The sequence below is a fragment of the Nocardia sp. NPDC051570 genome, assembly GCF_044454005.1.
Classification (GTDB): Bacteria; Actinomycetota; Actinomycetes; order Mycobacteriales; family Mycobacteriaceae; genus Nocardia.
Window position 1 is genome coordinate 15,727 of sequence record NZ_JBITDI010000003.1, and the last position, 21,957, is coordinate 37,683.

General features: G+C 68.0%; 20 protein-coding genes. 13 read left to right on the top strand and 7 right to left on the bottom strand.

What is annotated here, in order from left to right:
* Nucleotides 1-85: 85 nt before the first annotated feature.
* Genes ACIA76_RS07080 through ACIA76_RS07095 form a run of 4 tightly spaced genes read right to left on the bottom strand, consistent with a single transcriptional unit; the run spans nt 86 to nt 4,388 of the window.
* Nucleotides 86-1,885, bottom strand: coding sequence for an acyl-CoA dehydrogenase (locus tag ACIA76_RS07080; protein WP_397149480.1), 1,800 nt, complete (start codon nt 1,883-1,885; stop codon nt 86-88).
* A gap of 5 nt (nt 1,886-1,890) precedes the next feature.
* Nucleotides 1,891-2,460: a TetR/AcrR family transcriptional regulator gene (locus tag ACIA76_RS07085; protein ID WP_397149482.1), complete on the bottom strand. Its 570-nt coding sequence runs from the start codon at nt 2,458-2,460 to the stop codon at nt 1,891-1,893.
* Nucleotides 2,457-3,677: a cytochrome P450 gene (locus ACIA76_RS07090; protein ID WP_397149484.1), complete on the bottom strand. Its 1,221-nt coding sequence runs from the start codon at nt 3,675-3,677 to the stop codon at nt 2,457-2,459. The genes ACIA76_RS07085 and ACIA76_RS07090 overlap by 4 nt, the downstream gene beginning before the upstream one ends.
* 24 nt (nt 3,678-3,701) lie before the next feature.
* Nucleotides 3,702-4,388 carry a phosphoribosyltransferase gene (locus ACIA76_RS07095; RefSeq protein ID WP_397150671.1) on the bottom strand — a complete coding sequence of 229 codons (687 nt, stop codon included), beginning with the start codon at nt 4,386-4,388 and terminating at the stop codon, nt 3,702-3,704.
* A 220-nt stretch (nt 4,389-4,608) separates the two neighbouring features.
* Between ACIA76_RS07095 and ACIA76_RS07100 the strand changes: the two genes are divergently transcribed.
* The 7 genes from ACIA76_RS07100 to ACIA76_RS07130 are packed head-to-tail and all read left to right on the top strand — an operon-like array spanning nt 4,609 to nt 13,367.
* Nucleotides 4,609-5,874: a hypothetical protein gene (locus tag ACIA76_RS07100; RefSeq protein WP_397149486.1), complete on the top strand. Its 1,266-nt coding sequence runs from the start codon at nt 4,609-4,611 to the stop codon at nt 5,872-5,874.
* Nucleotides 5,871-6,836 carry a glutamate ABC transporter substrate-binding protein gene (locus tag ACIA76_RS07105; protein WP_397149488.1) on the top strand — a complete coding sequence of 322 codons (966 nt, stop codon included), beginning with the start codon at nt 5,871-5,873 and terminating at the stop codon, nt 6,834-6,836. Before ACIA76_RS07100 ends, ACIA76_RS07105 begins: the two co-directional genes overlap by 4 nt.
* Before the next feature lie 7 nt (nt 6,837-6,843).
* Nucleotides 6,844-8,034 (top strand): hypothetical protein, encoded by a 1,191-nt coding sequence (locus ACIA76_RS07110; RefSeq protein ID WP_397149490.1) that lies wholly within the window; start codon nt 6,844-6,846, stop codon nt 8,032-8,034.
* Nucleotides 8,031-10,337: a tetratricopeptide repeat protein gene (locus ACIA76_RS07115; protein ID WP_397149492.1), complete on the top strand. Its 2,307-nt coding sequence runs from the start codon at nt 8,031-8,033 to the stop codon at nt 10,335-10,337. Before ACIA76_RS07110 ends, ACIA76_RS07115 begins: the two co-directional genes overlap by 4 nt.
* Complete coding sequence (locus tag ACIA76_RS07120; RefSeq protein WP_397149494.1) at nt 10,334-11,446, top strand: PP2C family serine/threonine-protein phosphatase; 1,113 nt, start codon at nt 10,334-10,336, stop codon at nt 11,444-11,446. The genes ACIA76_RS07115 and ACIA76_RS07120 overlap by 4 nt, the downstream gene beginning before the upstream one ends.
* The gene (locus ACIA76_RS07125; RefSeq protein ID WP_397149496.1) at nt 11,443-12,729 is read left to right on the top strand and encodes a VWA domain-containing protein; all 1,287 of its coding nucleotides are present in this window, start codon (nt 11,443-11,445) and stop codon (nt 12,727-12,729) included. The genes ACIA76_RS07120 and ACIA76_RS07125 overlap by 4 nt, the downstream gene beginning before the upstream one ends.
* The gene (locus ACIA76_RS07130; RefSeq protein WP_397149498.1) at nt 12,729-13,367 is read left to right on the top strand and encodes an FHA domain-containing protein; all 639 of its coding nucleotides are present in this window, start codon (nt 12,729-12,731) and stop codon (nt 13,365-13,367) included. Before ACIA76_RS07125 ends, ACIA76_RS07130 begins: the two co-directional genes overlap by 1 nt.
* Here the strand turns inward: ACIA76_RS07130 and ACIA76_RS07135 are convergent.
* On the bottom strand, nt 13,345-14,004 hold the full coding sequence (locus ACIA76_RS07135) for a DJ-1/PfpI family protein (protein ID WP_397149500.1): 660 nt from the start codon (nt 14,002-14,004) through the stop codon (nt 13,345-13,347). The two genes, ACIA76_RS07130 and ACIA76_RS07135, sit on opposite strands and share 23 nt — an antisense overlap.
* A gap of 218 nt (nt 14,005-14,222) precedes the next feature.
* Here ACIA76_RS07135 and ACIA76_RS07140 point away from each other — a divergent pair, with 218 nt between their 5' ends.
* The 6 genes from ACIA76_RS07140 to ACIA76_RS07165 all read left to right on the top strand — a co-directional run bounded on the left by ACIA76_RS07140 (nt 14,223) and on the right by ACIA76_RS07165 (nt 19,194).
* Nucleotides 14,223-15,647 (top strand): amino acid permease, encoded by a 1,425-nt coding sequence (locus ACIA76_RS07140; RefSeq protein WP_397149502.1) that lies wholly within the window; start codon nt 14,223-14,225, stop codon nt 15,645-15,647.
* A gap of 179 nt (nt 15,648-15,826) precedes the next feature.
* Nucleotides 15,827-16,018: a hypothetical protein gene (locus tag ACIA76_RS07145; RefSeq protein WP_397149504.1), complete on the top strand. Its 192-nt coding sequence runs from the start codon at nt 15,827-15,829 to the stop codon at nt 16,016-16,018.
* 108 nt (nt 16,019-16,126) lie between these two features.
* Nucleotides 16,127-16,852 (top strand): ParA family protein, encoded by a 726-nt coding sequence (locus ACIA76_RS07150; RefSeq protein WP_397149506.1) that lies wholly within the window; start codon nt 16,127-16,129, stop codon nt 16,850-16,852.
* Nucleotides 16,852-17,676: a hypothetical protein gene (locus tag ACIA76_RS07155; RefSeq protein WP_397149508.1), complete on the top strand. Its 825-nt coding sequence runs from the start codon at nt 16,852-16,854 to the stop codon at nt 17,674-17,676. Before ACIA76_RS07150 ends, ACIA76_RS07155 begins: the two co-directional genes overlap by 1 nt.
* 249 nt (nt 17,677-17,925) lie before the next feature.
* Nucleotides 17,926-18,726, top strand: coding sequence for a C40 family peptidase (locus ACIA76_RS07160; protein WP_397149510.1), 801 nt, complete (start codon nt 17,926-17,928; stop codon nt 18,724-18,726).
* Nucleotides 18,727-18,891: 165 nt separating this feature from the next.
* Nucleotides 18,892-19,194: a hypothetical protein gene (locus tag ACIA76_RS07165; protein ID WP_397149512.1), complete on the top strand. Its 303-nt coding sequence runs from the start codon at nt 18,892-18,894 to the stop codon at nt 19,192-19,194.
* Here ACIA76_RS07165 and ACIA76_RS07170 read toward each other — a convergent pair.
* Together ACIA76_RS07170 and ACIA76_RS07175 are read right to left on the bottom strand one after the other, a co-directional pair.
* Entirely contained in the window at nt 19,191-20,006 is an 816-nt protein-coding gene (locus tag ACIA76_RS07170; protein ID WP_397149514.1) for an MHYT domain-containing protein, read from the bottom strand. The genes ACIA76_RS07165 and ACIA76_RS07170 overlap by 4 nt on opposite strands.
* A 33-nt stretch (nt 20,007-20,039) precedes the next feature.
* Nucleotides 20,040-21,734, bottom strand: coding sequence for a hydrogenase maturation protein (locus ACIA76_RS07175; protein WP_397149516.1), 1,695 nt, complete (start codon nt 21,732-21,734; stop codon nt 20,040-20,042).
* Between the last annotated feature and the right edge of the window lie 223 nt (nt 21,735-21,957).

Genomic DNA, 21,957 nt, shown 5'->3' on the forward strand with positions numbered 1-21,957 from the left:
AACGGCACCGTTGCCCCCGTGTGGGTGAACTCTGGCTTACTTTACCACTCAGTCGTTTTCCCGAACCGGTGGGTAACCACGGCCCCTACAGGCACTCGTCGTCGAGATCGAGGGTGGTGCGGTCGAGGGAGTCCAGCAGATCGAATTGGGCTGCGGTGCGCGGTAATTCCCATCGGAAGAAGTACCGGGCCGCCGCTCGTTTACCGTCGTGGAACGAGCCGGTATGCCCGTGCGCGGCGACGGCCTGCGACAACCAGATCCAGGCCAGGACCACATGTCCGAACGCCTCCAGGTACGCGGCCGAATTGGCCAGTGCCAGATCGGGATTCCCGTCCTTCCAGAGGGTGGCGGTGGTGGTGGCGATGCGGCCCGCGGCCTGGGCCAGCGCGTCGGCGAAGTCGCCGAGTTCGGCATCGGCGGTGGCGCGGGCGGCCGCGATCGTGCCACCGATGGTCTCGAGCAGTAGCGCCGACGCCGCGCCGTTATCGGCGATCGCGGCCCGGCCGAGCAGGTCCAGGCTCTGAATCCCGTGGGTGCCTTCGTGAATCGGGTTCAGCCGGTTGTCGCGGTAATGCTGTTCGACGTCGTAATCGCGGGTGTAGCCCGCGCCGCCGTGCACCTGGATGGCCAGATCGTTGGCGGCCAGACACCATTGGCTGGGCCAGCTCTTGGCGATCGGGGTCAGGATGCGCAGCAGCATGCTCGCGCGAGTGTGCTCGGCCTCGTCGATGGCGCTGCGCTGTTGGTCGACCAGCGTCGCGCAGTACAGCTGCAGGGCGAGCGCGCCCTCCGCATAGGACTTCTGCGCCAGCAGCATTCGCCGCACATCGGGATGCCGCACGATCGGAATCTGAGGCGTGTCCTGACCCTTGACCGTGATGGGCCGGCCCTGCGGACGGCCGCGCGCGTAGTCGAGCGATTTCAGATAGCCGGTATAGCCGAGCGCCGTGGCGGCCAGCCCGACGCCCAGGCGCGCCTCGTTCATCATGTGGAACATGTAGGCGAGCCCACGATTCGGCTCGCCGACCAGATAGCCGACGGCCCCGGGCGCACCGCCGGGGGTGAAGGCGCCGTCGCCGAAAACCGGTGCGGTGTTGACGGTTCCGCGCCAGCCCATCTTGTGGTTGATCCCCGCCAGTACCACATCGTTGCGCTCGCCGAGCGAACCATCCTCGGCCACAAGGTATTTCGGCACGATGAACAGTGAGATGCCGCGCGTCCCGACCGGTGCGCCGGGGATCCGGGCCAGCACCAGATGCACGATGTTGTCCGCGAGCTCGTGATCACCGCCGGAGATCCACATCTTGCGCCCGAACACCCGATAGGCGCCGTCCTCCTGCGCGACGGCCTTGGTCGTGATGTCGGCCAGGCTGGATCCGGCCTGCGGTTCCGACAGCGCCATCGTGCCGAAGTACCGGCCCTCGAGCATCGGCCGGACATAGCGATCGATCTGTTCGGGCGAGGCGTGCGCGGCGAGCAGATTGGCGTTGCCCATCGTCAGCATCGGATAGCTGGTGGTGGCCAGGTTCGCGGCGTAGAACCAGGACATGCACGCGGTGAAGACGGTGTGCGGCAACTGCATTCCGCCGATCCGCTCGTCCATGCCCGCGCCGACCAGCCCGGCCGCGGCGAAGGCGTCGAGTGCCTGCTTCACCGCGGGCAGCAGATGTACCTTCTCGCCGTCGAAGCTGGGTTCGTGCAGATCGCCGTCGCGATTGTGCGGTGCGAAGTACTTCTCCGCCAGCTCCCGGCTGAGCGTGAGCACCTGATCGAAGGTCTCACGGGAATGTTCGCGATAGCGGTCCCGCTCGGTGAATCGGGCCACGTCCAGCCACTCGTAGAGTAGGAACTCGAGGTCGCGGGCGGACATGATGAGCGATGCCATAGCCCTCACCCTGCAGGTCTGCCGTCCGCCGCGCAACTTCGCGGCACGGGTTCGGCCAGCAGCGGCGCGACGAAGCGCTCGAGCAGGGCGTGCTCCTCGGTGTCGTCGCGGCCGGGCACCGTGAGCAGGGAGACGATGAGCCGGGTCAGCCAGCGGCCGAGCAGAGCCGGATCACCGTGGTCCGCGCCGAACACCGAACCCGCGATCGCCTCGATCACTGCCGAGGTCTGGGCGATACCCAGCGCGATACCCGCGTCGCCGGGACGGAACCAGGCGATCAGGAGGGGATCGGACCGCACGATCCGCAGGCTTGCCCGCATACCCGCCACCGCCCGCGCGCCCGGATCGGTGATGGCGCGGATCTCGTCGGTCACGGCGGCGGCGACCCTGCGGGCCTCGCGATGCACGAATGCCGATTGGACGGCCTGACGGCTGTCGAAGTAGCGGTACAGCGTGGCCCGGGAGCAGCCCGCCGCCCTGGCGATATCGGCCATCTGGGTGGCGGCCACGCCGTGTTCGGCGAACAGTTCGGCCGCCGCGTCGAGGATGCGTTCGGCCGCCGGGAGTGAGCTCACGCCGCCGCCCGGAACGGGACGTTGACCGGCCAGCGCACATAGCTGCCCTCTGCATAGCGGACGCCGTCGAGATCGACGGTGAATTCCGGGCATCGGGCCAGCAGTTGCCGCAGCGCGATGGTGGCCTGCATGCGGGCGGCGGCCGCGCCGAGGCAGTGATGGTTGCCGTTGCCGAAGGTGAGGATGGTGCGCGGATTCCGGGTTACCTCGAGTTCGGCTGCGTCCGAACCGAATTCGCGCTCGTCCCGGTTGGCCGCGGCGTACAGCAGCAGGACGCGGCGGCCCGCGGGAATGGTGACGCCCTCGATCTCGACATCGCGGGTGGTGGTGCGGGCCAGGCCCTGCACCGGCGAGGTGAGCCGCAGGAATTCGTCGATCGCGCCGGGGATCAGGCCGGGATCGTCGAGTAGCCGCTGCCGCTGCTCGGGATAGCTGGTCAGCAATTGCACCGCGCCGCCGAGGTTTCCGGTGGTGGTGTCGTTACCGCCGGTGATCATCGTGAAGGCGAAGCCGAGGATCCGCAGGATGCCGCCGATATCGCCGTCCGCGCCGAGGCCGGAGGCGACCAGAAGGGAGATGGTGTCATCGGCGGGCGCGACCCGGCGGCGCTCGATCATGGCGGTGAAGTACCCCAAGAGCTCGCCGACCGCCGCCTGGGCATGCGCGACGCCGCCGGTTGCCGAGGCCGCGACGATGGCCTCGCTCCATTCGTCGAACTTGGGCCGATCCGGTTCCGGCACACCGAGATAATGCGCCACGACCATGGTCGGCAGCGGTTTGAACAGCTCCACCGAGATGTCGCCGCCGCCCGCCGCGCACAGCCGCTCCAGCCGCTCGACGATGAAATCGGTTACCGCGGGCCGGATCTCGGCCACCTGCCGGGGCGTGAAGCCCTTGGCGACCCGGCGTCGAAACGCGGTGTGATCCGGCGGATCGGTGAAGACGAACGGCCGGTTCTCGCCGAGTCCGATCTCGCTCAGATTGTTGTAGTCGACGGTCAAACCCTGTGTGGAGGAGAAGGTTTCGGGATCGCGCACGGCCCGGTACACATCCGCGTACCGGGACAGCACATAGTAGTCCTCGTGTTCGCGGCCCGGCGGCACGATGTGATGCACCGGATCATGGTCGCGCAGTGCGGAATACATCTCCCAAGGATCGTGCCAGCTCGCGCCGGACCTCAGCTCGAATCGCACCGCATGAGACAGATCGCCACCCATGTATCGACGGTAGGGCGGCGCGGGTCAGTTGTCTAGAACCTGTTTCAATGCCGGCTGTGTCGGCGGGGTGCGCAGCCGCTCGTCCGCCCGTTCGAGCAGCTGGCACGCCGTCGCCTCGGTCACCTGATCGAAGCTGCGATACCACTGCCCGATGCTGTGGAACAGCGCGGGCGTCTCCAGGCAGATCACATTGTCCGCGGCGGCCGACAGCGCGCGGATCGGCCGGCACGAACCTACCGGCGTCGCGAAGACCACCCGTCCCGCCTGGCGCTTGCGTGCCAGCAGGCATGCGGCGCGCGCGGTGGCACCGGTGGCGACACCGTCGTCGACGAGCAGTACCGTGCGACCGGCCACCGGCAGCCGCTCCTGAATGCGCCGGAAGCGAGCCGCCCTGCGCAACACCGCTTCTCGTGCGTCCCGTTCCAGCCGCGCCCGCTCCGCCGGTCCGACGAACGCCCGCACCAACAGCTCGTCGTCGATCACCCGGACCCCGCATTCGGCGGCCGCGCCGAAGACCAATCGCGGGCGGCCCGGCACCTCGAGCTTATGCACCACGGCCACGTCCAGCGGTGCGCGCAGGGCGGTTGCCACCTCGTATGCCACCGGTATGCCGCCGCAGGGCACCCCGAGCACGACCGTATCCGGCCCGCCGAATGCCCGCAGACGTTCGACGAGTCGGCGGCCGGCTTCACGACGGTCGAGGAAAGGCATTGTCACACCAGGCAGTCGAGGGTGCGGAGGGCGAGCCAAGGTTCTGGACTCAGGGGAGACAGCTGGGAACTCTACGCCGAATCCGCCGGATCATGGGGCGAATTGATCGCGAACGCCTTCCCATTCGGTCTCGGTTTCGGCAGGCAACGAGGGGCGAACCCCCCTGCGCTCCCGTACGATCGCGTTCGAGTGCTCCGAGCCGGACAGGAGGAGGGGGAGGTTGCGCGTACCCCTAGCGGTTCGTGGCTGGGTCGAATGGCTGCGCCGCTTCGCCGCGACCACGCCCGGTGCGATCGTCGCGATCGTCGCCGCAGCCGTTGTGCTGTGCCTGATCTCGGGCCTGGTCGGCGCGGAGGAGTTGAGCGGCAAGACCGCTCGTCGCGACGCCGCGCTGCAGCGGTCCGAACCCCTGGCCGACGCCGCGCAGCGGCTGTACGTCGCGCTGTCGAGCGCCGACGCCGCCGCGGCCACCGCCTTTCTGACCGGTGGTATCGAATCCCGGGACGTCCGTGCGCATTACCAGCAGGCCCTCGCCGAGGCCGCCGACGCCCTGGCGACGGCCACCGCGGGCGCCTCCGATGCCGACACCCGCGCGATCGTCGCGCATATCGCCGCCGATCTGCCCACCTACACCGGGCTGGTGGAGACGGCGCGGGCGAATAACCGGCAAGGTTTTCCGGTCGGCTCGGCATATCTGCGCGAGGCCTCCGGAGTGATGCAGAATTCGTTGCTGCCCAACGCATCCCGGCTGACCGAGCAGCGGTTGGCGGCGGTGCGGGCCGATCAGCGGGCCGTCACCGCGCCGCCCTGGTTCACGCTGGTGTTGCTGGTGATCGTGATCGGCGCCGCGGTCGCGGCCTCGCGGATCCTGTTGCGGCGCACCAACCGCCGGATCAATACGGGGCTCGTGGTGGGCGCGGGCGCGGCGGTGCTGGCACTGCTGTGGATCGTCGCCGGAACGTTCGTGGCGCGCGGTGCGATCGACACCGGCGCGCAGGGCCCGACCGCGCGCAGCGACAACCTCGCGCAGGCGCGGATTCTCGCGCAGCAGGCGCGCACCGACGAGACGCTGGAGCTGATCACCCACGGCGACCCGACCGCCCCCGAACACGATTTCGGCACGAAGACCCAGCTGCTGAACAACGCCCTCGTTGCGGCCACCCCGCGCGATTCGCCGCTGCGCCAACAGTTCCAGCGCTGGTTGAACGGCCATCAGACCCAGATGAGCGCCTACGACGCGGCCGACTATTCGGCGGCGGTGAAACAGGCCATCGGGCCGGAACCGGAATCCTCGGCCAACCGCTTCACCGAGCTGGACACCGGGCTGCGCGACAACCTGGCCGCCACCCGCGCCGACCTGCGCGGGCAGATCGGCGCGGCCGGGGACGGCTGGTTCGGCGCGGCGGCGGGCACACTGGTGCTGATGGTGCTCGCGGCCGCCGGCGTCGTCGCCGGATTGTGGCCGCGGCTGAAGGAGTTCCTGTGAGTGGCGGGCATGCGCTGCGCGTGGTCGCGATGGTCGCGATCGCCTGGCTGCTGGCGGGCTGCGGCGCGGACCCGCGGGTACCGGCGAACCCGCCGGTGGTCGCGGCCGAGCCCGCGCCGCCCGGGGCCGCGGAGATCACCGCCGCGCCGAGTGCCGACGGCGACTGCGATACCAGCCTGCGGCCCGGACCGCAGCCGAAACCCGGTGCGATGCCGCCGAATTCGGCGATGGCGCGGATCGTGGCCAAGGGGCGCGTGATCGTCGGCGTCGATCAGAACACCTATCTGTTCGGCTTCCGCGATCCCGCCACCGGGCAGCTGGCGGGGTTCGATATCGATCTGGCCCGCGAGATCGCCCGGGATCTGTTCGGCGATCCGGATCGGATCGAGCTGCGGTCGGTCTCCACGGCCGATCGGGTGCCCGCATTGAAGGATCACCAGGTGGATCTGGTCGTGCGCACCTTCTCCACGACCTGTGACCGGCGTCGCGATATCGACTTCTCCGCTGTGTATTACCATGCGGCGCAACGCATTCTGGCCCCGGTGAATTCCGGGGTGAACTCCGCCGCCGATCTCGGCGGTAAGCGTGTCTGTATGACCTTCGGCGCCACCTCGGCCCGCCCGATGTTCTCGCTGCCCAACCGGCCGAGCGTGCGCGGCGTCGACGATTGGACCGACTGTCTGGTGCAGCTGCAGCAGGGCCAGGTCGATGCGGTCAGTACCGACGAGCCGATCCTGGTCGGGCTGGCCCAGCAGGACCGCAATCTGCAGGTGGTCGGCGGCCCGCTGGGATACGAGTCCTATGCGGTCGGGGTGCCGCAGGGGGAGCCGGAGATGGTGCGCTTCGTCAACGGCGTACTCGAACGCATTCGTGCCGACGGCACCTGGCAGCGTCTCTACGATCGGCATCTGGCCGTGCTGGGCCCCAGCCCGGGCCCGCCCGCCCCGCACTACAGCGAGTGAGCCGCCGATGAACGTGCTGACCGTCGCCGAGATCGACAACGAATTGGCCATGCGGGGACGGGAAAACGACGCCATCACCGCCACCCTGCTCGAATTGGATAAGCATCCGGGCCTGACACTGCTGCGCGGCTACCAGTCCACCGGCGCGACCGCCGCGCGCTGGCAACCGATGCGCGCGCGGCTGGATCTGATGTGGGAGGACTTCGGGCGCCTGCAGTCGATCCTGGACCAGGCGAAGGCGATTCGCGCGCGGCACGCCAAACCGGGCGACGCCGAACGGGCCGAACTCACCCGGCTGTTACGCGATCGCCCGCACGAGCTGTCGCGAATCCCGATCCCGATGGCCGAGCGCTCATTGACCGGGCCCAGGGAGCGGGTGCTGTTCGTGGGCATCGCCGACACGCTCGAGCGCATGCGCACGACCTTCCCGGAGATCGCCGAACTCCTCGACGCGGTCGATGCGATCAACAGCCGCGTGCTGTCCGGTCTCGCCCCGCTGCAGGCCCAACTCGAGCGGTTCGGCCCCGCCACCACCGAACTGCGCGCCATCGCCGCCGCGGTGACCGATCTCGTCGGCCGCTCGGCCACCGATCCGCTCGCCCTGACGATCCACGATATCGATTCCGGCATCAAGGAATTGACCGAACGCCTGCGCCGAGAGACCGAGGCGCTGGCCCAGCTCCGAGTCCTGACCGAGCATTGGCCCGCGGGCATCGCCGAGACCACGGCACTGCTGGACGAGCTACGCGCGGCCCACGAACGTACCGAGGCCACGCGGGTGGCGGCGGAGCACAAGATCCTCACGGCGCCGATCCCCGTGCCCACCGATCCGGGTGACGCGCTGCGATCCGAGCTGAAAACCCTTGCCGCACAGCGACGCCCGCAGTCGATCCCGCTCGCGGCGGCCGCCGCACTGCTGGACCTGCGCCTGCGCGCCGCGGAGGCACTCGAACAGGTCACGGCCGCCGAGCAATTGGCCCGCGGCCTGCTGGACCGGCGGGCCGAACTGCGGGGACGGCTGGACGCCTATCAGGTCAAGGCGGCCCGCCTGGGCGTGAGCGAGGATCAGGATGTGTTGTCGTCCAACCGGATCGCCACCGGGTTACTGTCCCGCCGCCCATGCGACCTGGCGGCGGTGACCCGAGCGGTGGCCGACTACCGCCAGATCATCGCGGAGAAATCAGGGAGGCCGGCATGACCTGCGGCGAACCGGGCTGCGGCGGAACCATCGTCGACGGCTACTGCGATATCTGTGGGACCGCGGCGAGTACCGAATCGCCCGCCGCCGCACCGGCCACGAAGTCCGGCACGGTCTGTGGTGAACCAGGTTGTGGTGGGACGATCGTCGACGGCTACTGCGATACCTGTGGCACCGCGCCGAGCGCCGAATCGCCCGCGGCGACGACGCCGCTGGCCGCGACCGCACGTTCGGCGCGCACCCGGTCGACCTCCAGTCGTTCCCGGCGCGGTCGGCTGGGCATGGGGATGGTCGACGTGCCTCGCGTTCCGCGGGTCGATCCGGCCACGGCCGTGCTCGACGATCCCGAGGTGCCGGAGAACAAGCGGTTCTGCGCCACCTGTGAGCGGCCGGTCGGTCGCTCCCGCGAGGACTCGCCCGGGCGCGCCGAGGGCTTCTGTCCACATTGCGGTACCCGATTCTCGTTCTCGCCCAAGCTGATCGGTGGCGATCTGGTCGGCGGGCAGTATCGGGTGGCGGGGCCGCTCGCGCACGGCGGGCTCGGCTGGATCTATCTGGCGACCGATACCAAGGTCGACGATCGCTGGGTGGTGCTGAAGGGTCTGCTGAATACCGGCGACCGCGATGCCATGGCCGCCGCCGTCGCCGAGCGGAGGTTCCTGGCCCAGGTCGAGCATCCGAATATCGTCAAGATCTTCAACTTCGTCGAACATCACGGCACCGACTACATCGTCATGGAATACGTCGGCGGTGTCTCGCTCAAACAGGTGCTGCGCCGCCGCCGCGAGGCCGGCGGCTCCACGCTGCCGCCCGCCCAGGCCATCGCCTATGTGCTGGAAATGCTTCCGGCGCTCGGCTATCTGCACTCGATGGGCCTGGCCTACTGCGATTTCAAGCCGGACAACGTGATGCAGACCGATGAGCAGCTCAAGCTGATCGACCTGGGCGCGGTCATGGCGATGGACGATGAGCGCAGTCCCGTCTACGGCACCGCCGGATATCAGGCACCCGAGATCGCCGATACCGGCCCGACCGTCGCCACCGAGATCTACACCGTCGCCCGGACACTGGCCGTACTCATGATGACGGTGCCGCAGCGCGACGGTCACTTCGCCGAACTGCCCGGCCCCGACACCGAACCGCTGCTGGCCCGGCACGAGTCGCTGCACCGATACCTGTTGCGCGCCACCGACTCCGAGCCGCAGGCGCGATTCGCGTCGATGGAGGAGGCCGCCGATCAGCTGACCGGGGTGCTGCGGGAGGTCCTCGCGGCCGAGGACGACACCCCGCGACCCGGCCTGTCGGTGAACTTCGGTCCGCCCCGCGCGGTATTCGGCACCGATGAGCGGTCGCTGGACGACGCCCGGGCGATCGTGGCCGCCCTGCCCGTGCCGCTGGTCGATCCGGCCGACTCCGGCGCGCCGCTGCTGGCGACCACCGGCGGTACGACGCTCGCGGAGCTGGAACCGGCATTCGAGGCCGGGCTGCGCTCGGTGGTCACCGGAGCGGCCGAATCGGTGGAGATTCCGCTGCGGCTGGTGCGTGCGGCACTCGAGGAGGGGGAAGCGGTCGAGGCGCAGTGCCGCATCGACGAGCTGACCCCGACGCTGGGCGAGGATTGGCGGCTGGCCTGGTATCGCGGACAGGCTCGGCTGCTCGTCGGCGAATACGACACCGCCGCCGCGGAATTCGAATCGGTCTACGCGACGCTGCCGGGTGAGGCGGCGCCCAAACTGGCATTGGCCGTCGCGGCCGAACTCGCCGCGCGCGACGGCATCGAGCCGGATACCGAGAGTGCCAGGGCCGCAGGCTATTACGCGACGGTATGGCGGACCGACCGGGGATACGTCAGCGCCGCCTTCGGACTGGCCCGCCTGCGCCGGGCCGCCGGAGATCGCGAGGGTGCCGTCGCCGCCCTCGACCAGGTGCAGCCCTCCTCGGCGCTGTACACCGAGGCGGGTGTCGCCGCCGTGGAAACCCTACTCGCCGAGGATGATCCGGGCGCACTCACCGAAACGCTGCTGCGCGGATGCGGCGGCCGCATCGAAAGGCTCACCATCGAATCGAAACGCCGGGCTGCCCAGATCCGGCTGCGCGTCCTCGAAACCACGCTGAGCTGGCTGTCGGCCGGACATACCGCGGCACAGGGTGATCCGCTGCTCGGCCGCGGACTCGACGAACCGGGCGTGCGCACCGGAATGGAACGGTGCTACCGCGACCTGGCCCACGAGTCCGAGGATATGTGGGACCGCTTCGACCTGGTCGACCGCGCCAATGCGGTGCGCCCGAGGTCCACGCTGTGAGCGCCGCGGCCTGCCCGGAGTGCGGCGCCCGCATCCGGATCACCGACCGCTTCTGCGAGGAGTGCGGGCGCGAGCTGGCGATCCGCCGGTCGGCGCTGCCCGATCTCGCCTTCGATCCCGCCGCCGTCTGCGAGGCATGCGGCGCGAAGGAGGTCGATCCCGACGGATACTGCGCCGCCTGCGGTGAGCTGCGCCGCCCACCGGACCGGGCCGGTGCCGATCTGGGTGCGGTGCATCTGGTCACCGATCGCGGAAAGGTACACGCGCGCAACGAGGATGCCGTCGCGGCGGCCGTGCTCGGCGCCCCCGCCGACGATCCGTTCACCGATGTCGCCCCCTCGGTCGGCGGCTCGGCCCCGACCGTCGAAGCGATCCCGATCGTCACCGATATCGCGGCCGCCCCGTCGGCCGTCGTGATCACCGTCTGCGACGGCGTATCCACCTCGGAGGATCCGCAGGCCGCCTCGGGGGCCGCGGCGCGCGCAGGCGTGGACGCCTGCCTGACCGCGCTGGCGGCCGACCGGACGGCCCGGGAGGCGGTGATGGCGGGACTGGAGGCGGCCTTCCAGGCGGTACGGGAGGTGTCGGTGGCCGACGGGCACAGTCCGTCGTGTACCTATGTCACCGCGGTGCTGCGCCCTTGTGACAGCGGCGAATTCGAGATCACGATCGCGAATGTCGGTGACAGTCGGGCATATTGGCTGCGTACGGACGGCGGCGCCGCCGACCCGCCCTCGCGTCGGCTGACCGTCGACGATTCCTGGGCGCAGGCGCTCGTCGACGCCGGGGTGATGGATGAGGCGGCGGCCATGCGCGATCCGCGGGCCCATGCCCTGGTCCGCTGGCTGGGCGCGGACTCCGACCATACGGCCGCCGAGACCGGCGTGCATTCGCTGCGGGTCCGCGGCCCGGGCGTGCTGCTGCTGTGCAGCGACGGCCTGTGGAACTACCTGCCCGACGCCGCCGATCTGGCCGCCATCGCCACCACCGCCCCGCCCGCGACGGCCGCCCGCAACCTCGTCGACTACGCCATCCATTGTGGTGGCGGGGACAACATCACCGTCGCTGTCGCGCCCGTTCGCGTGGTCAATTCAGGAGATCCATCATGAGTGCAGAAGAAGGACAAGGCATTTCGGTCGAGATCGACCAGAACGCGTACCTGGGCGAAGGAGCGGACCGGGTCGATGCCGTCGTGACCGTGGGTACCGGTCCCGACTTCGCGGTCGCCGGGCCGCCGCCGGAGCGGCTGGAGATCATCATCATCGACTGCTCCGGTTCGATGGGCGCGGGCGATCGGTTTCCGGGCGCCCGCCGCGCCACCGTCGCCGCGCTCGACGAGCTGCCCGACGGCACCCTGTTCGCCATCGTGCAGGGCACCTCGGAGGCGCAGGTGGTCTTCCCCCGGCGCGGCCCGCTCCAGCGCGCGAATCACGAATCCCGCACGGCGGCAAAGCATGAGCTGGACAGGTTGCGCCCCTACGGCGGCACCGCCATGGGTACCTGGCTGGGCCTGGCGCGTCAGATCGCGCTGCAGTATCCGCACGCGATGGCGCATGCGATCCTGCTCACCGACGGCAAGAACGAACACGAGGCCCCCGAACAGCTCGCCGCCGAGATCGCGAAGTCGCAGGGGCACTTCACCTGTGACTGCCGCGGCGTCGGAAGTGATTACGTGGTAGCGGAATTGCGCGCGATCGCCTCGGCCCTGCACGGTTCGGTGGATGTGGTGAAGGAGGGTTCGCAGCTGGCCTCGGACTTCCAGGCGATGATGCGCAGCTCGCTCGCCAAGACCATTCCCGAACTCACCCTGAGGATCTGGAGCCCGGCGGGCGCGACGGTGCATTTCGTCAAGCAGGTGGCCCCGACCATCGAGGATCTCACCGCCCGCCGCATCGAGGCCGGCGCGCAGGTGGGGGAGTATCCACTCGGCGCCTGGGGCGCCGAGGAGCGTGACTATCACGTGCAGGTGCGCGTCGAGCCCGCGGCGCCCGGCCGGGAGAAGCTCGCGGCCCGCATCAGCGTGGTCGCGGGCGACGAGGTGGTCGGCCAGGGCCTGGTCAAGGCGGTGTGGACCACCGATACCGAGCTGTCGGCGCGGATCAGCCGCCGCGTCGCCCATTACACCGGCCAGGCCGAACTGGCGGAGGCGGTGCAGGAGGGGCTCGCGGCCCGCAAACAGGGCGATCTCGATACCGCCACGGCCAAGCTGCAGCGCGCGATGGTACTGGCCTCGGAATCCGGAAACGAGGGCACCGCAAAGCTTTTGCGCAATGTCGTCGAGGTGGACGAGCGCAACGGCACGATCCGGCTGCGCCGCTCGGTGGACGCCTTCGACGAGGCCGCCCTGGATGCCCGATCGACGAAAACCGCTCGGGTGCGGAAGGAGTCGTGATGGTCAGCTGCCCCGAGGGTCACCCGACCGCGGCGACCGATTACTGCGATATCTGCGGCGCCGCGATCGGCCCGTCGCCGCTGGCCGCGGTGACGGCCGCATGTCCCGCCTGCGGTGCGCCGATCGCGGGTCGATTCTGTGAGGCGTGCGGTCATGATTCGGCCCTGCCCACTGCCTCGCGCATCGCGCCGACCGTGGTGGTCGGCGGCAATATCGGTGGGGGACAACCGATATGGGTCGCCACGGTGGCCGCCGATCACGAGTTCTACGAGCGCGTGCAGGCTCGGAAGGGTCCCGACGCCGACCGGGTGGAATTCCCGTCCTATTATCCGCCGCGCCGAATCGTGTTGTACGGCAGCGATTTTCTGATCGGCAAGCACAGCGTGTCGCAGGGCGTGGAGCCCGATATCGATCTGGGCATCGCACCGGTCGATATCGGCGTCTCACGCGCTCATGCGCGCCTGCACCTCACCGCGGACGGCATCACGGTCACCGATCTCGGCTCCACCAACGGCACATCCCTGAACGGTATCGACCATCTCATCCCGCCGAATACACCCGTGCCGCTCGGCGACGGGGCCCGCGTGCACGTCGGCGGTTGGACCACGATCACCCTTACGGTCGAGCAGCCGTCCTGAAACGGCTTGTGGCACGGCCCTTCTCGACCAGATGTGCCGGGGCCGTCGCCGGGGATCCGGCATCGTAGGGCGGCTGCGGATCGTATTCCGTCGCCAGCTGGATCGTCATGGCCTGTTCGTCGCCCGCGATGATGCCGGTCAGCCGCAGCGCCATATCGATTCCGGAGGAGACGCCCGCCGCCGTCACGTACTTGCCGTCGATGACCACCCGCTCGGACGTGGAATGCGCACCGAGACCGGCCAATTCGTCCAACGCCAGCCAGTGCGAGGTGGCCCGGCGGCCGTGCAGCAGCCCCGCCGACGCCAGCAGCAACGAACCGGTGCATACCGAGGTCGTCCAGGTGCTGGTGGTATCGACCGCGCGCAGCCAGTCCATCAGTCGCTCGTTGTCCATCTGGTCGGACTGCCCCGGCCCGCCGGGTACGAGCACGATGTCCGGCCGGGTCACCTCGTCGAGCCGCCGATCGGCGATCAGGGACAGACAACCGGTATCGGCGCGCAACGGCCCCGCCTGCTCGGCGACGAAAACCGTTTCGGCACCGGGGATTCGGCTCAGCATCTCGTAGGGCCCGACCGCATCGAGGGCGGTGAACCGGTCGTAGAGCACGATCGCGATCTGCAGTGGGCTACCGGCCATGCCTCCATGGTCGACCCGCGCCCCGATGTCCGCAACGACGAGTAACCCACCTTTCCGGCCACGGGAACCGGACGGAAGTTCGGACAAAGCACACCGATCGGACTGCTGGCTTGTTCCGTCGGCCGAAATCCCCGAGGGCCATTCATAGACCTGGACAAGCGGGGTGGTGCCGCTCACATTTACACTGCCCCGACCGGGTAGTCCAAGGAGTAACAGATATGCCAGCTAGTCCAGCCATGCGCGACCTGTTCCGTCGCAAACCCATCGAACTGATCGAGGACGAGTCCAGCGGTCTGCAGCGGGCCCTTGGCCTGTGGCAGCTGACGGCCATCGGCGTCGGTGGGATCATCGGCGCGGGCATCTTCGCCCTCGCCGGTGCGGTCGCGCACGACAAGGCCGGTCCGGCCGTGCTGATCTCGTTCCTCATCGCCGGTGTGGCCAGCGCCGCGGCCGCGCTGTCCTATGCCGAATTCGCGGGCCTGATCCCGAAGGCGGGGTCGGCCTATACGTATGGCTATGCGGTGCTCGGCGAGCCGGTCGGGTGGTTCATCGGCTGGGATCTGCTGCTGGAGTACACCGCGATCGTCGCGGTGGTCGCCATCGGCATCTCCGGATACGTCTCGTTCCTGTTGGAGCAGTTGCATATTCACCTGCCGGTGTGGATGCTGGGCGCGCCCGGAACGGGTGCCGGGCACAAGGTGGATCTGTTCGCGGCGCTGATGTGCCTGCTGATCGCGTATCTGCTGACCCAAGGCATCAAGGCGGCGGCGCGATTCGAGACGATCGTGGTCGGCATCAAGATCGTGGTCGTGCTGATCGTGATCGTCGCCGGCGCGTTCTACATCAAGACCGGCAACTACCACCCGTACTTCCCGTTCGGCTTCGGCGGCGCGGTGACCGGCGCCTCGACGGTGTTCTTCGCGGTATTCGGCTATGACGCGATGTCGACGGCCGCGGAGGAGTCGATCGACGCCAAACGCCATCTGCCCAGGGCGATCATCTACTCGCTGATCGTCTCGATGGTGCTGTACGTGCTCGTATGCCTGGTGCTGACCGGCATGCAGAAGTACACCGATATCAACCCCAAGAGCGGTCTGTCCTCGGCGTTCGCGGCCGTGGGACTGTCCGGCCTGGGCAGCCTGATCGCGGCCGGCGCCATCGTCGGCATCATGACCGTGCTGTTCACGTTCATGCTCGGCGTCACCCGCGTCTGGTACTCGATGAGCCGAGACGGCCTGCTGCCCCAGTGGTTCGCCAAAACCCATCCCGTGCGCAAGGTTCCGACCCGCATCACCTGGATCGTCGGAATCGCCTCGGCCGTGATCGCGGGCCTGCTCCCGATCGGCCAGGTCGCCGAGTTGACCAACATCGGCATCCTGCTGGCCTTCATCATCGTCTGCGTAGCGGTCATCGTCCTGCGCTACCGCCAGCCCGACCTCCCCCGCACCTTCCGTACCCCCTTCATGCCCGTGGTCCCCTTGGTAGGCATAGCCTTCTCGGTCTGGCTGATCACCGCCTTGGAACCCATCACCTGGCTCCGCTTCGCCGTCTGGTTCGTCCTGGGCATGATCTTCTACTTCGCCTACAGCCGTCGGCACTCCCTCCTGGCCACCGGCCGCGACACAACCACTCAGGTCGGCTGACCGCCACCCCTGCCCGGACTCCGTCCGGGCAGGGGACTGGGGAGGGGACCGTCCGGGGAGGGACTGGGGAGGGGACCGTCCGGGGAGGGACGGGGGAGGACTCCGTCCGGACAGGGGCCATCGATATCAGATCCGCTGGGACCTAGCGACAGAGCTCGGATCAGAGATAGTATTCGAACATGTATTCGAATCGGGATGAAGTGATGGAGCAGGCGGCGGAATCGTTGGTGGCCATCGCCGCCACTTTGCTCGAGGCTCCACTTACGCCGCTGTCCGATGACAGTGTCGTGGAACTGGCACGCCAGGTCGAACGCAGTATGCGGATGCTCATTGCGGTCCGGCAGCGACTCGCGGGCTCGCCGCGGCCCTGATCGACTGTGTCCAATTGGACACGCCGAGAAAATGAAACGGGTTCGAGTTACACGCGTGTAAGACTGTCGATGCACAGTAATGCTCTCCTCATTACAGGAGGACCGTCTATGACGAATTCTGTTGCACCGCTCGATCTACCCAAGCCCTTGGTGATCACCCTGGGTAATCTGAAGGGCGGCGTCGGGAAGACCACTTCCGCGTTCTTCCTCGCCGGCTACTTCGCGCAGGTGCATAAGCTGCGTGTGCTGGTGATCGACGCCGATCCATTGAGCCAGACCGGATACTCCTGGTACCGGAGGTTGCTCAAGGGCGAGATCGAAGTGCCTTTCACGCTCATCGCATTTCCGTCCCGGCATGTCGGCGATTGCATCACCGACAATGCCGCGGACTACGACGTGGTGATCGTGGATGCCGGTGGTGAATCCGCGGATATCTTCAAGGCCGCGATTCCCTCTACCGACGAGCTCATTCTATTGACGAGCGTGAGTCCATCGGAGGTGAAACGAGTGCCGAGTACCTATCGGGCCGCCGAGGAGGCGGCCGCCGATGCGGCCCGCGAAATACGGGTCCGCGTGCTGATGACAAAGGTTCCGGTGACGATGAAGAACGGTGTCAACGTCTCCACGGAATATCGCACCCAGCGTTCACATCTCGAGGATGCCGGGTATGAGGTTTTCGAGTCCTATCTCAGTGCCTGGAAGTGGTATCGGGAAGCCGCCGATGGGGAAGTCGGCGAGGGTGCCGAGAATCCACTCTCGGATCTGGGTGAATACGGCCAGGTGGGCGATGAGCTGGTCAGTCCCTACCGCGTCGCGCTGGGGGTGCCCGCCTGATGCCTCCGCAACGCAGGAAATCCGTGATAGGCGGTGCGGCCGCGGCCAATCCGCTGGCCGATACGGCCGAACACACCCCGCCGGTATCGCCGCTGCGCGATGCCGAATGGCGGCGGTCGGGTGCCACGTTGACCGTGGTGCCGACGGTGCCGGATCCGGCAGCCACCGTGCTGAACATGCCGCTGCCCATGGCCGGCGACGGCCCGCTGAGCGAGCGGGAGCAGGATCAGCTCTCGGCCTGCGAATCCTCGATCGGCACGCTGCGCCTGGCATTCTGGGCGGCCGGTCGAGCCCTGCAGATCGTGCGGGACGGCCGGTTGTATCGCGACGCCTACACCACCTTCGACGATTACGTGGAACAGCGGTGGGAAATGCAACGCTCCTACGCGCACAAGCTGATTCGCGCATGGCCGCTGGCCGCCCGGCTGCACCCGATGGCACCGGGAATCAACGAGGGTCAGATCCGGGAATTGCTCCCGGTGGCGACCGAATACGGCGAGGAGGCCGCGGTGACGGTCTACGCCACACTGGCCGCCGGTGAATCGAAGGTCACCGCGGGCCGGATTCGCGAGGCGATTTCGGTATTGCCCGAACAATTCGAACGGGATCATGTGGTGCAGCGATTGCAATCCTGGTTGCGCGGAGAATTGCCCGATCCCGCATCCGATCGCCCGGTGGATTTGTTCAGCAGTGTGGAATCGCGTCTGGTGGCTCTGGGCCGTCGGGTCGTCAAGGGTTCCGGTGACGATCCGAATGCGGCCCGTGAATTCGCCGCCAAATTGCGCGACCTGGCGGCGCGAATCGAACAGCAACTGAGCGCCTGATCGGTCGAGAAAATGCCCCGCAGCGGAAAAACAATCCGCGGCGGGGCATTTCTTCGTAATCTGTTGGTTTTCAATTGTTTATCGCGTTGTTATCAATAAATGCGTGTTTCCGTTTGGAATTCAATTGGGCCGGGCGAAGGATGGTTTCTCGGATCCGCTGTACCGAATGCACATCGCGTCGTTTTTCGAAACTGTTCGGAGCGCCGGGCGAAGGTCCGGACTCCGATGAAAGGATCGGAGGACCGCATCATGGCAGAAAACAGCGAAGGCCGATTAACCAGCTGTCTGCGGCCGTTGCTCTGGTGGATGATGGCGGCCGCGGTCGTCGTGCTCGGCACGATCGGTGCCCTGCTGCTGACCACCGGACAGGCCTCGGCGCAATCGGTCACCGTCCCGGGTATCGGAGTCTTCGACATCCCCGGCCCGGTCGCGACGCCCGGCGGCATGCCGGACGCTCTAGTCGCGATCCCCGAAGATGTTGCCGCGCCACCCGTTTCGGATCCCACTCGGCGCTCCGCCGCCGCCCCGTCCGAGACCGGCGCCCCGGCGCCCATCCCGGGACTGATGGGCTGCTCGATCGTCGCCGATGTGTTCGCGGCCGTCCAGTCGCTGGTCCCCGGACTCGACCTTCGTTCTCTGCCAGCGCTTCCCGGCCTGACGCCCCAGCCCGAGCCGCAGCCCGCCGCCCCGGCCGTGACGCCGGAGAAGACCCACGGCCAGCTCGCCGTGGAGGCGGCCGAATCCAAGCTCGGCTCCTCCTACGTCTTCGGCTCGGCCGGACCGGATTCCTTCGACTGCTCGGGCCTCGTGCAGTGGTCCTATGAACAGGCCGGAGTCGAATTGCCCCGCACCAGTTACGAACAGCTCGATGCCGGAACGCCGGTCGCGATCGACGACTTGCAGCCGGGTGATCTGGTGTCGTTCTACGGCGGTGATCATTCCGCGCTCTACGCCGGTGATGGACAGGTGATCCACGCCGCGACCAGCGCGACCGGCGTGGTGATGTCACCGATTTCGGAGATGCCGGTCAGCGGCGCGCGACGTTTCTGAATTCGGCTGCGCGACAATCCAAACAGCACTGCAAACGTACTTGCATATGGTCTTTCGTGATGCCCGAATCGCGGGACTGGTCGAATCCCGTCTCGACTGCGATTATCTATTCTGTGCCGAAATCTCGTTGCGGCACAACGCAGGCGAGGATGTGAGGGGAAGCAGGTGATCGACCACAACCGGGCGAATTCCGACGGGGCGCCGTTCGGGCCGATTCGTCCGGAACATGCCACCGACGGCTGGGCACTGGCCGGCGGTCCCGCGGAATGGTGGCTCACCAAGGATTTCGGCGCATTGCACGGCCGGGTGAAGGCGTCGACGCGCAGCACCTGTACCTGGCGGATCGGCAGACCCGACGGCAGCCTTATGCGCGAGGCCTCGGCGCGGTCGGTCGACGACGCCAAGACCTCGGCCGACGAGTGGATTCGCGAGCAGGCGAACCACGCCGACCGACCGAGCGAACTCTAACGGCGCGGGACGTCCTGACGCGGCCACTGCCGCCCACTGTCGGCCAGGCCCGGATCGACGGCCGGCCGCCGCCGATCGGCGGAGATCCGTTCGGCCGAATCGATCTCGGCCAGACCCACCAGCACGATCAGCATCATGGTCACCAGGGTGACGATCACGATCAACGGCGTGAGCAGCTGCATGGCATCGGAGCCGCCGGGCATGGTGTCGTGATGGCCGTGTTCGGCCTGCATGGACGCCATTCCGGTGTAATGCATTCCGCATACCGCCAGACCCATGATCAGGGCCGCGCCGAGGGTGGCCGGGAAGCCGCGCAGATGCAGCATGAACCACAGCGCTGCGGTCGCCGCCACCACCGCGATCACGATGGACAGCGCCACCAGTGCCGGCCGATAGTGCACGACCGCCTCCGATCGCATGGCGTGCATGCCGAGGTAATGCATCGAGGCCACGCCCAGTCCGGTGATCGCCCCGCCGATCGGCAGCGCCAGGATCTCGCGCCGCCCGCGCACGACGATGGACAGCCCGACCCACACCACCACGATCGCGATGGCCGCGCTGAGCAAGGTCATCATCATGTCGTAGTGAATGGTGACGCCGACGATCGAGAATCCGAGCATCGCGGTGAAATGCATGACCCAGATGCCCGCGCCGCCGAGCGCCACGGCCGCGGCGATCAGCCAGCCGCCGGGCCAGCGGGCCGAGCGGGCGTGGAATGCGCATCGCAAGGCGAGTACCGATCCGATGACCGACATCAGATAGGCCAGGGCCGGCGTCAGCCACCCGTGGTTGAAATGATCCAGTTGCAGCACGCGAACTCCGTTGGGGGCGTTGTGATCAATCCGTTATGTGACCGTCAGATGCGGCGGCGTGGCCGCCGGTCGCACCTTGTGCACGAAGTCGCGGCGGAGCGCGTGATAGGGCTCGCCGGGGTGATAGAAATTGCGGCGCATCTGCGCCAATTCGCTTGCGCGATATGCCGATAGCGGCCGGTCCGCCTCGTCTCCGGCGCGCCGCCGCTTCTTCGCGACCAACCGGTCGGCCAATTCCGATGCGGCGGAGAGGTTTTCGGCATCGCGTCGCACCCGGGACCAGAACTCCTCGGTATCGCCGGGCAGGGCGCGGTCCACCAGGCCCAGATTCGCGGCCGCGCGGGCGCCGACGGGCAGGGCCTCGCGGATGAGCCGGTCGGCCTCGGCCGCGCCCACCCGCCTCGGCAGCGTATAGGTCCAATACTCCGAGCCGTGCAGGCCCATCAGCCGATAGTGCGGATTGAGCACCACCGATTCGCGGCACCACACCTCATCGGCGGCCAGGGCCAGCATCACCCCGCCCGCGGCGGCATTACCGGCCAACGCCGCGACGACCAGCTTGTCGGTGGTGGTGAGGATCGCCTCCACCAGATCGTTCATGGCATTGATGTTGTGCCACGACTCCGTGGCCGGATCGTCGGATGCCTCGATCACATTGAGGTGGATGCCGTTGGAGAAGAAGTCGCGGGCCGGACCGAGGACCAGCACATCGACCGGACGCGTGCAGGCGTGGCGATACGCGGCCAGCAGGCGCCGGCACTGTTCGGTGCTCATCGCCCCGCCTCCGAAGGCGAATTCGAGGTAGCCGACCTCGTTCTCCTCGCGGTAGCGCAGTTCCGACCAGGTGTCGCGGGTGGCGGCCTCGGCCGGGGTGACAGGGGCCTCGGGAACGTCGGGCAGATCCCGCCCGAGCGCGATCGTCGCGGGCAGTTTGTAGGTGGCCGGGCCGCCGGGTATGCGGCGAGATCGCAACTGCGGCAACCACACCGCGCCATCGACGGTCGCGCGGCAGATCGCGCCGTCGCGGGTGGCGAGCACCGCGCCCGGCCTGCCGCGCAGGCGGTCCTCACCGAAACCGCCGTGCAGGAAGAACTCTCGGCCGTACAGCTCGTCGAGCACGCCCGGCTGGGAGTCCGCGGCGCGGAGCTTGCGCAGGACCGTGGCGGTATCGTCGGCGGTCCAGTCGATCCGGCGGTAGTGCTGCTCGTGGTAGGGACGCAGCCGTCCGTGTACGTCGGGGCGATCGTAGTCCAGCGGCTCGGGCGCGAATCGACCTGTGGCGAAACGGTTTACGGCCGTCAAGACAGCACGGACCGCGGCGTCGGCGACCTCGTTGCGGTAGAGCTCGCTCTTACCGCATGCGGCGACCGCGAACGGTTCGGTGGCCCAGATGGGCCCGGCGTCCATATCGGCGACGGCCTGCAGGACGGTGACGCCCCAGGCCCAGGCGCCCTCGTGGATGGCCCAGTCGAGCGAGGAGGGCCCGCGATCGCCCTTCGGCCCCGGATGCACGATCAGCACGGTATGCGCGGTCCAGATGTCCTCCGGAATCGCGGTCGTCAGCATGGGCGCCAGAATCAGTTCGGGCTCGAATTCGGTGACCCGCGTGCGTAAGTGATCGTCGCCCAATGCCAGCTCGATCCCCACCTCGTGGCCGCGCTCGCGCAGCTCTGCGTGCACGCGCTGCGTGAGGCTGTTGAATGCGCTGGCGACCAGCAGGATCCGCACGTTCCCTCCTCGATCCGGCCCTCCGGTGTAAAGCTGAATGAGAAGTTAGTCCGGAATTGCGGTAACCGCATCTCGTTGCGCTCCTTGCAATATCGGACTTCCGGTATGAAATCGTCTTGTGCGCCAACGGAATTAGCAAGGTGATCTGCATCACCGCGTCTGGCCTTCGGTGGTGCGAATCGACTTGTCATCCAAAGCATTACGGTGAGTCGTTTTCTGGCTA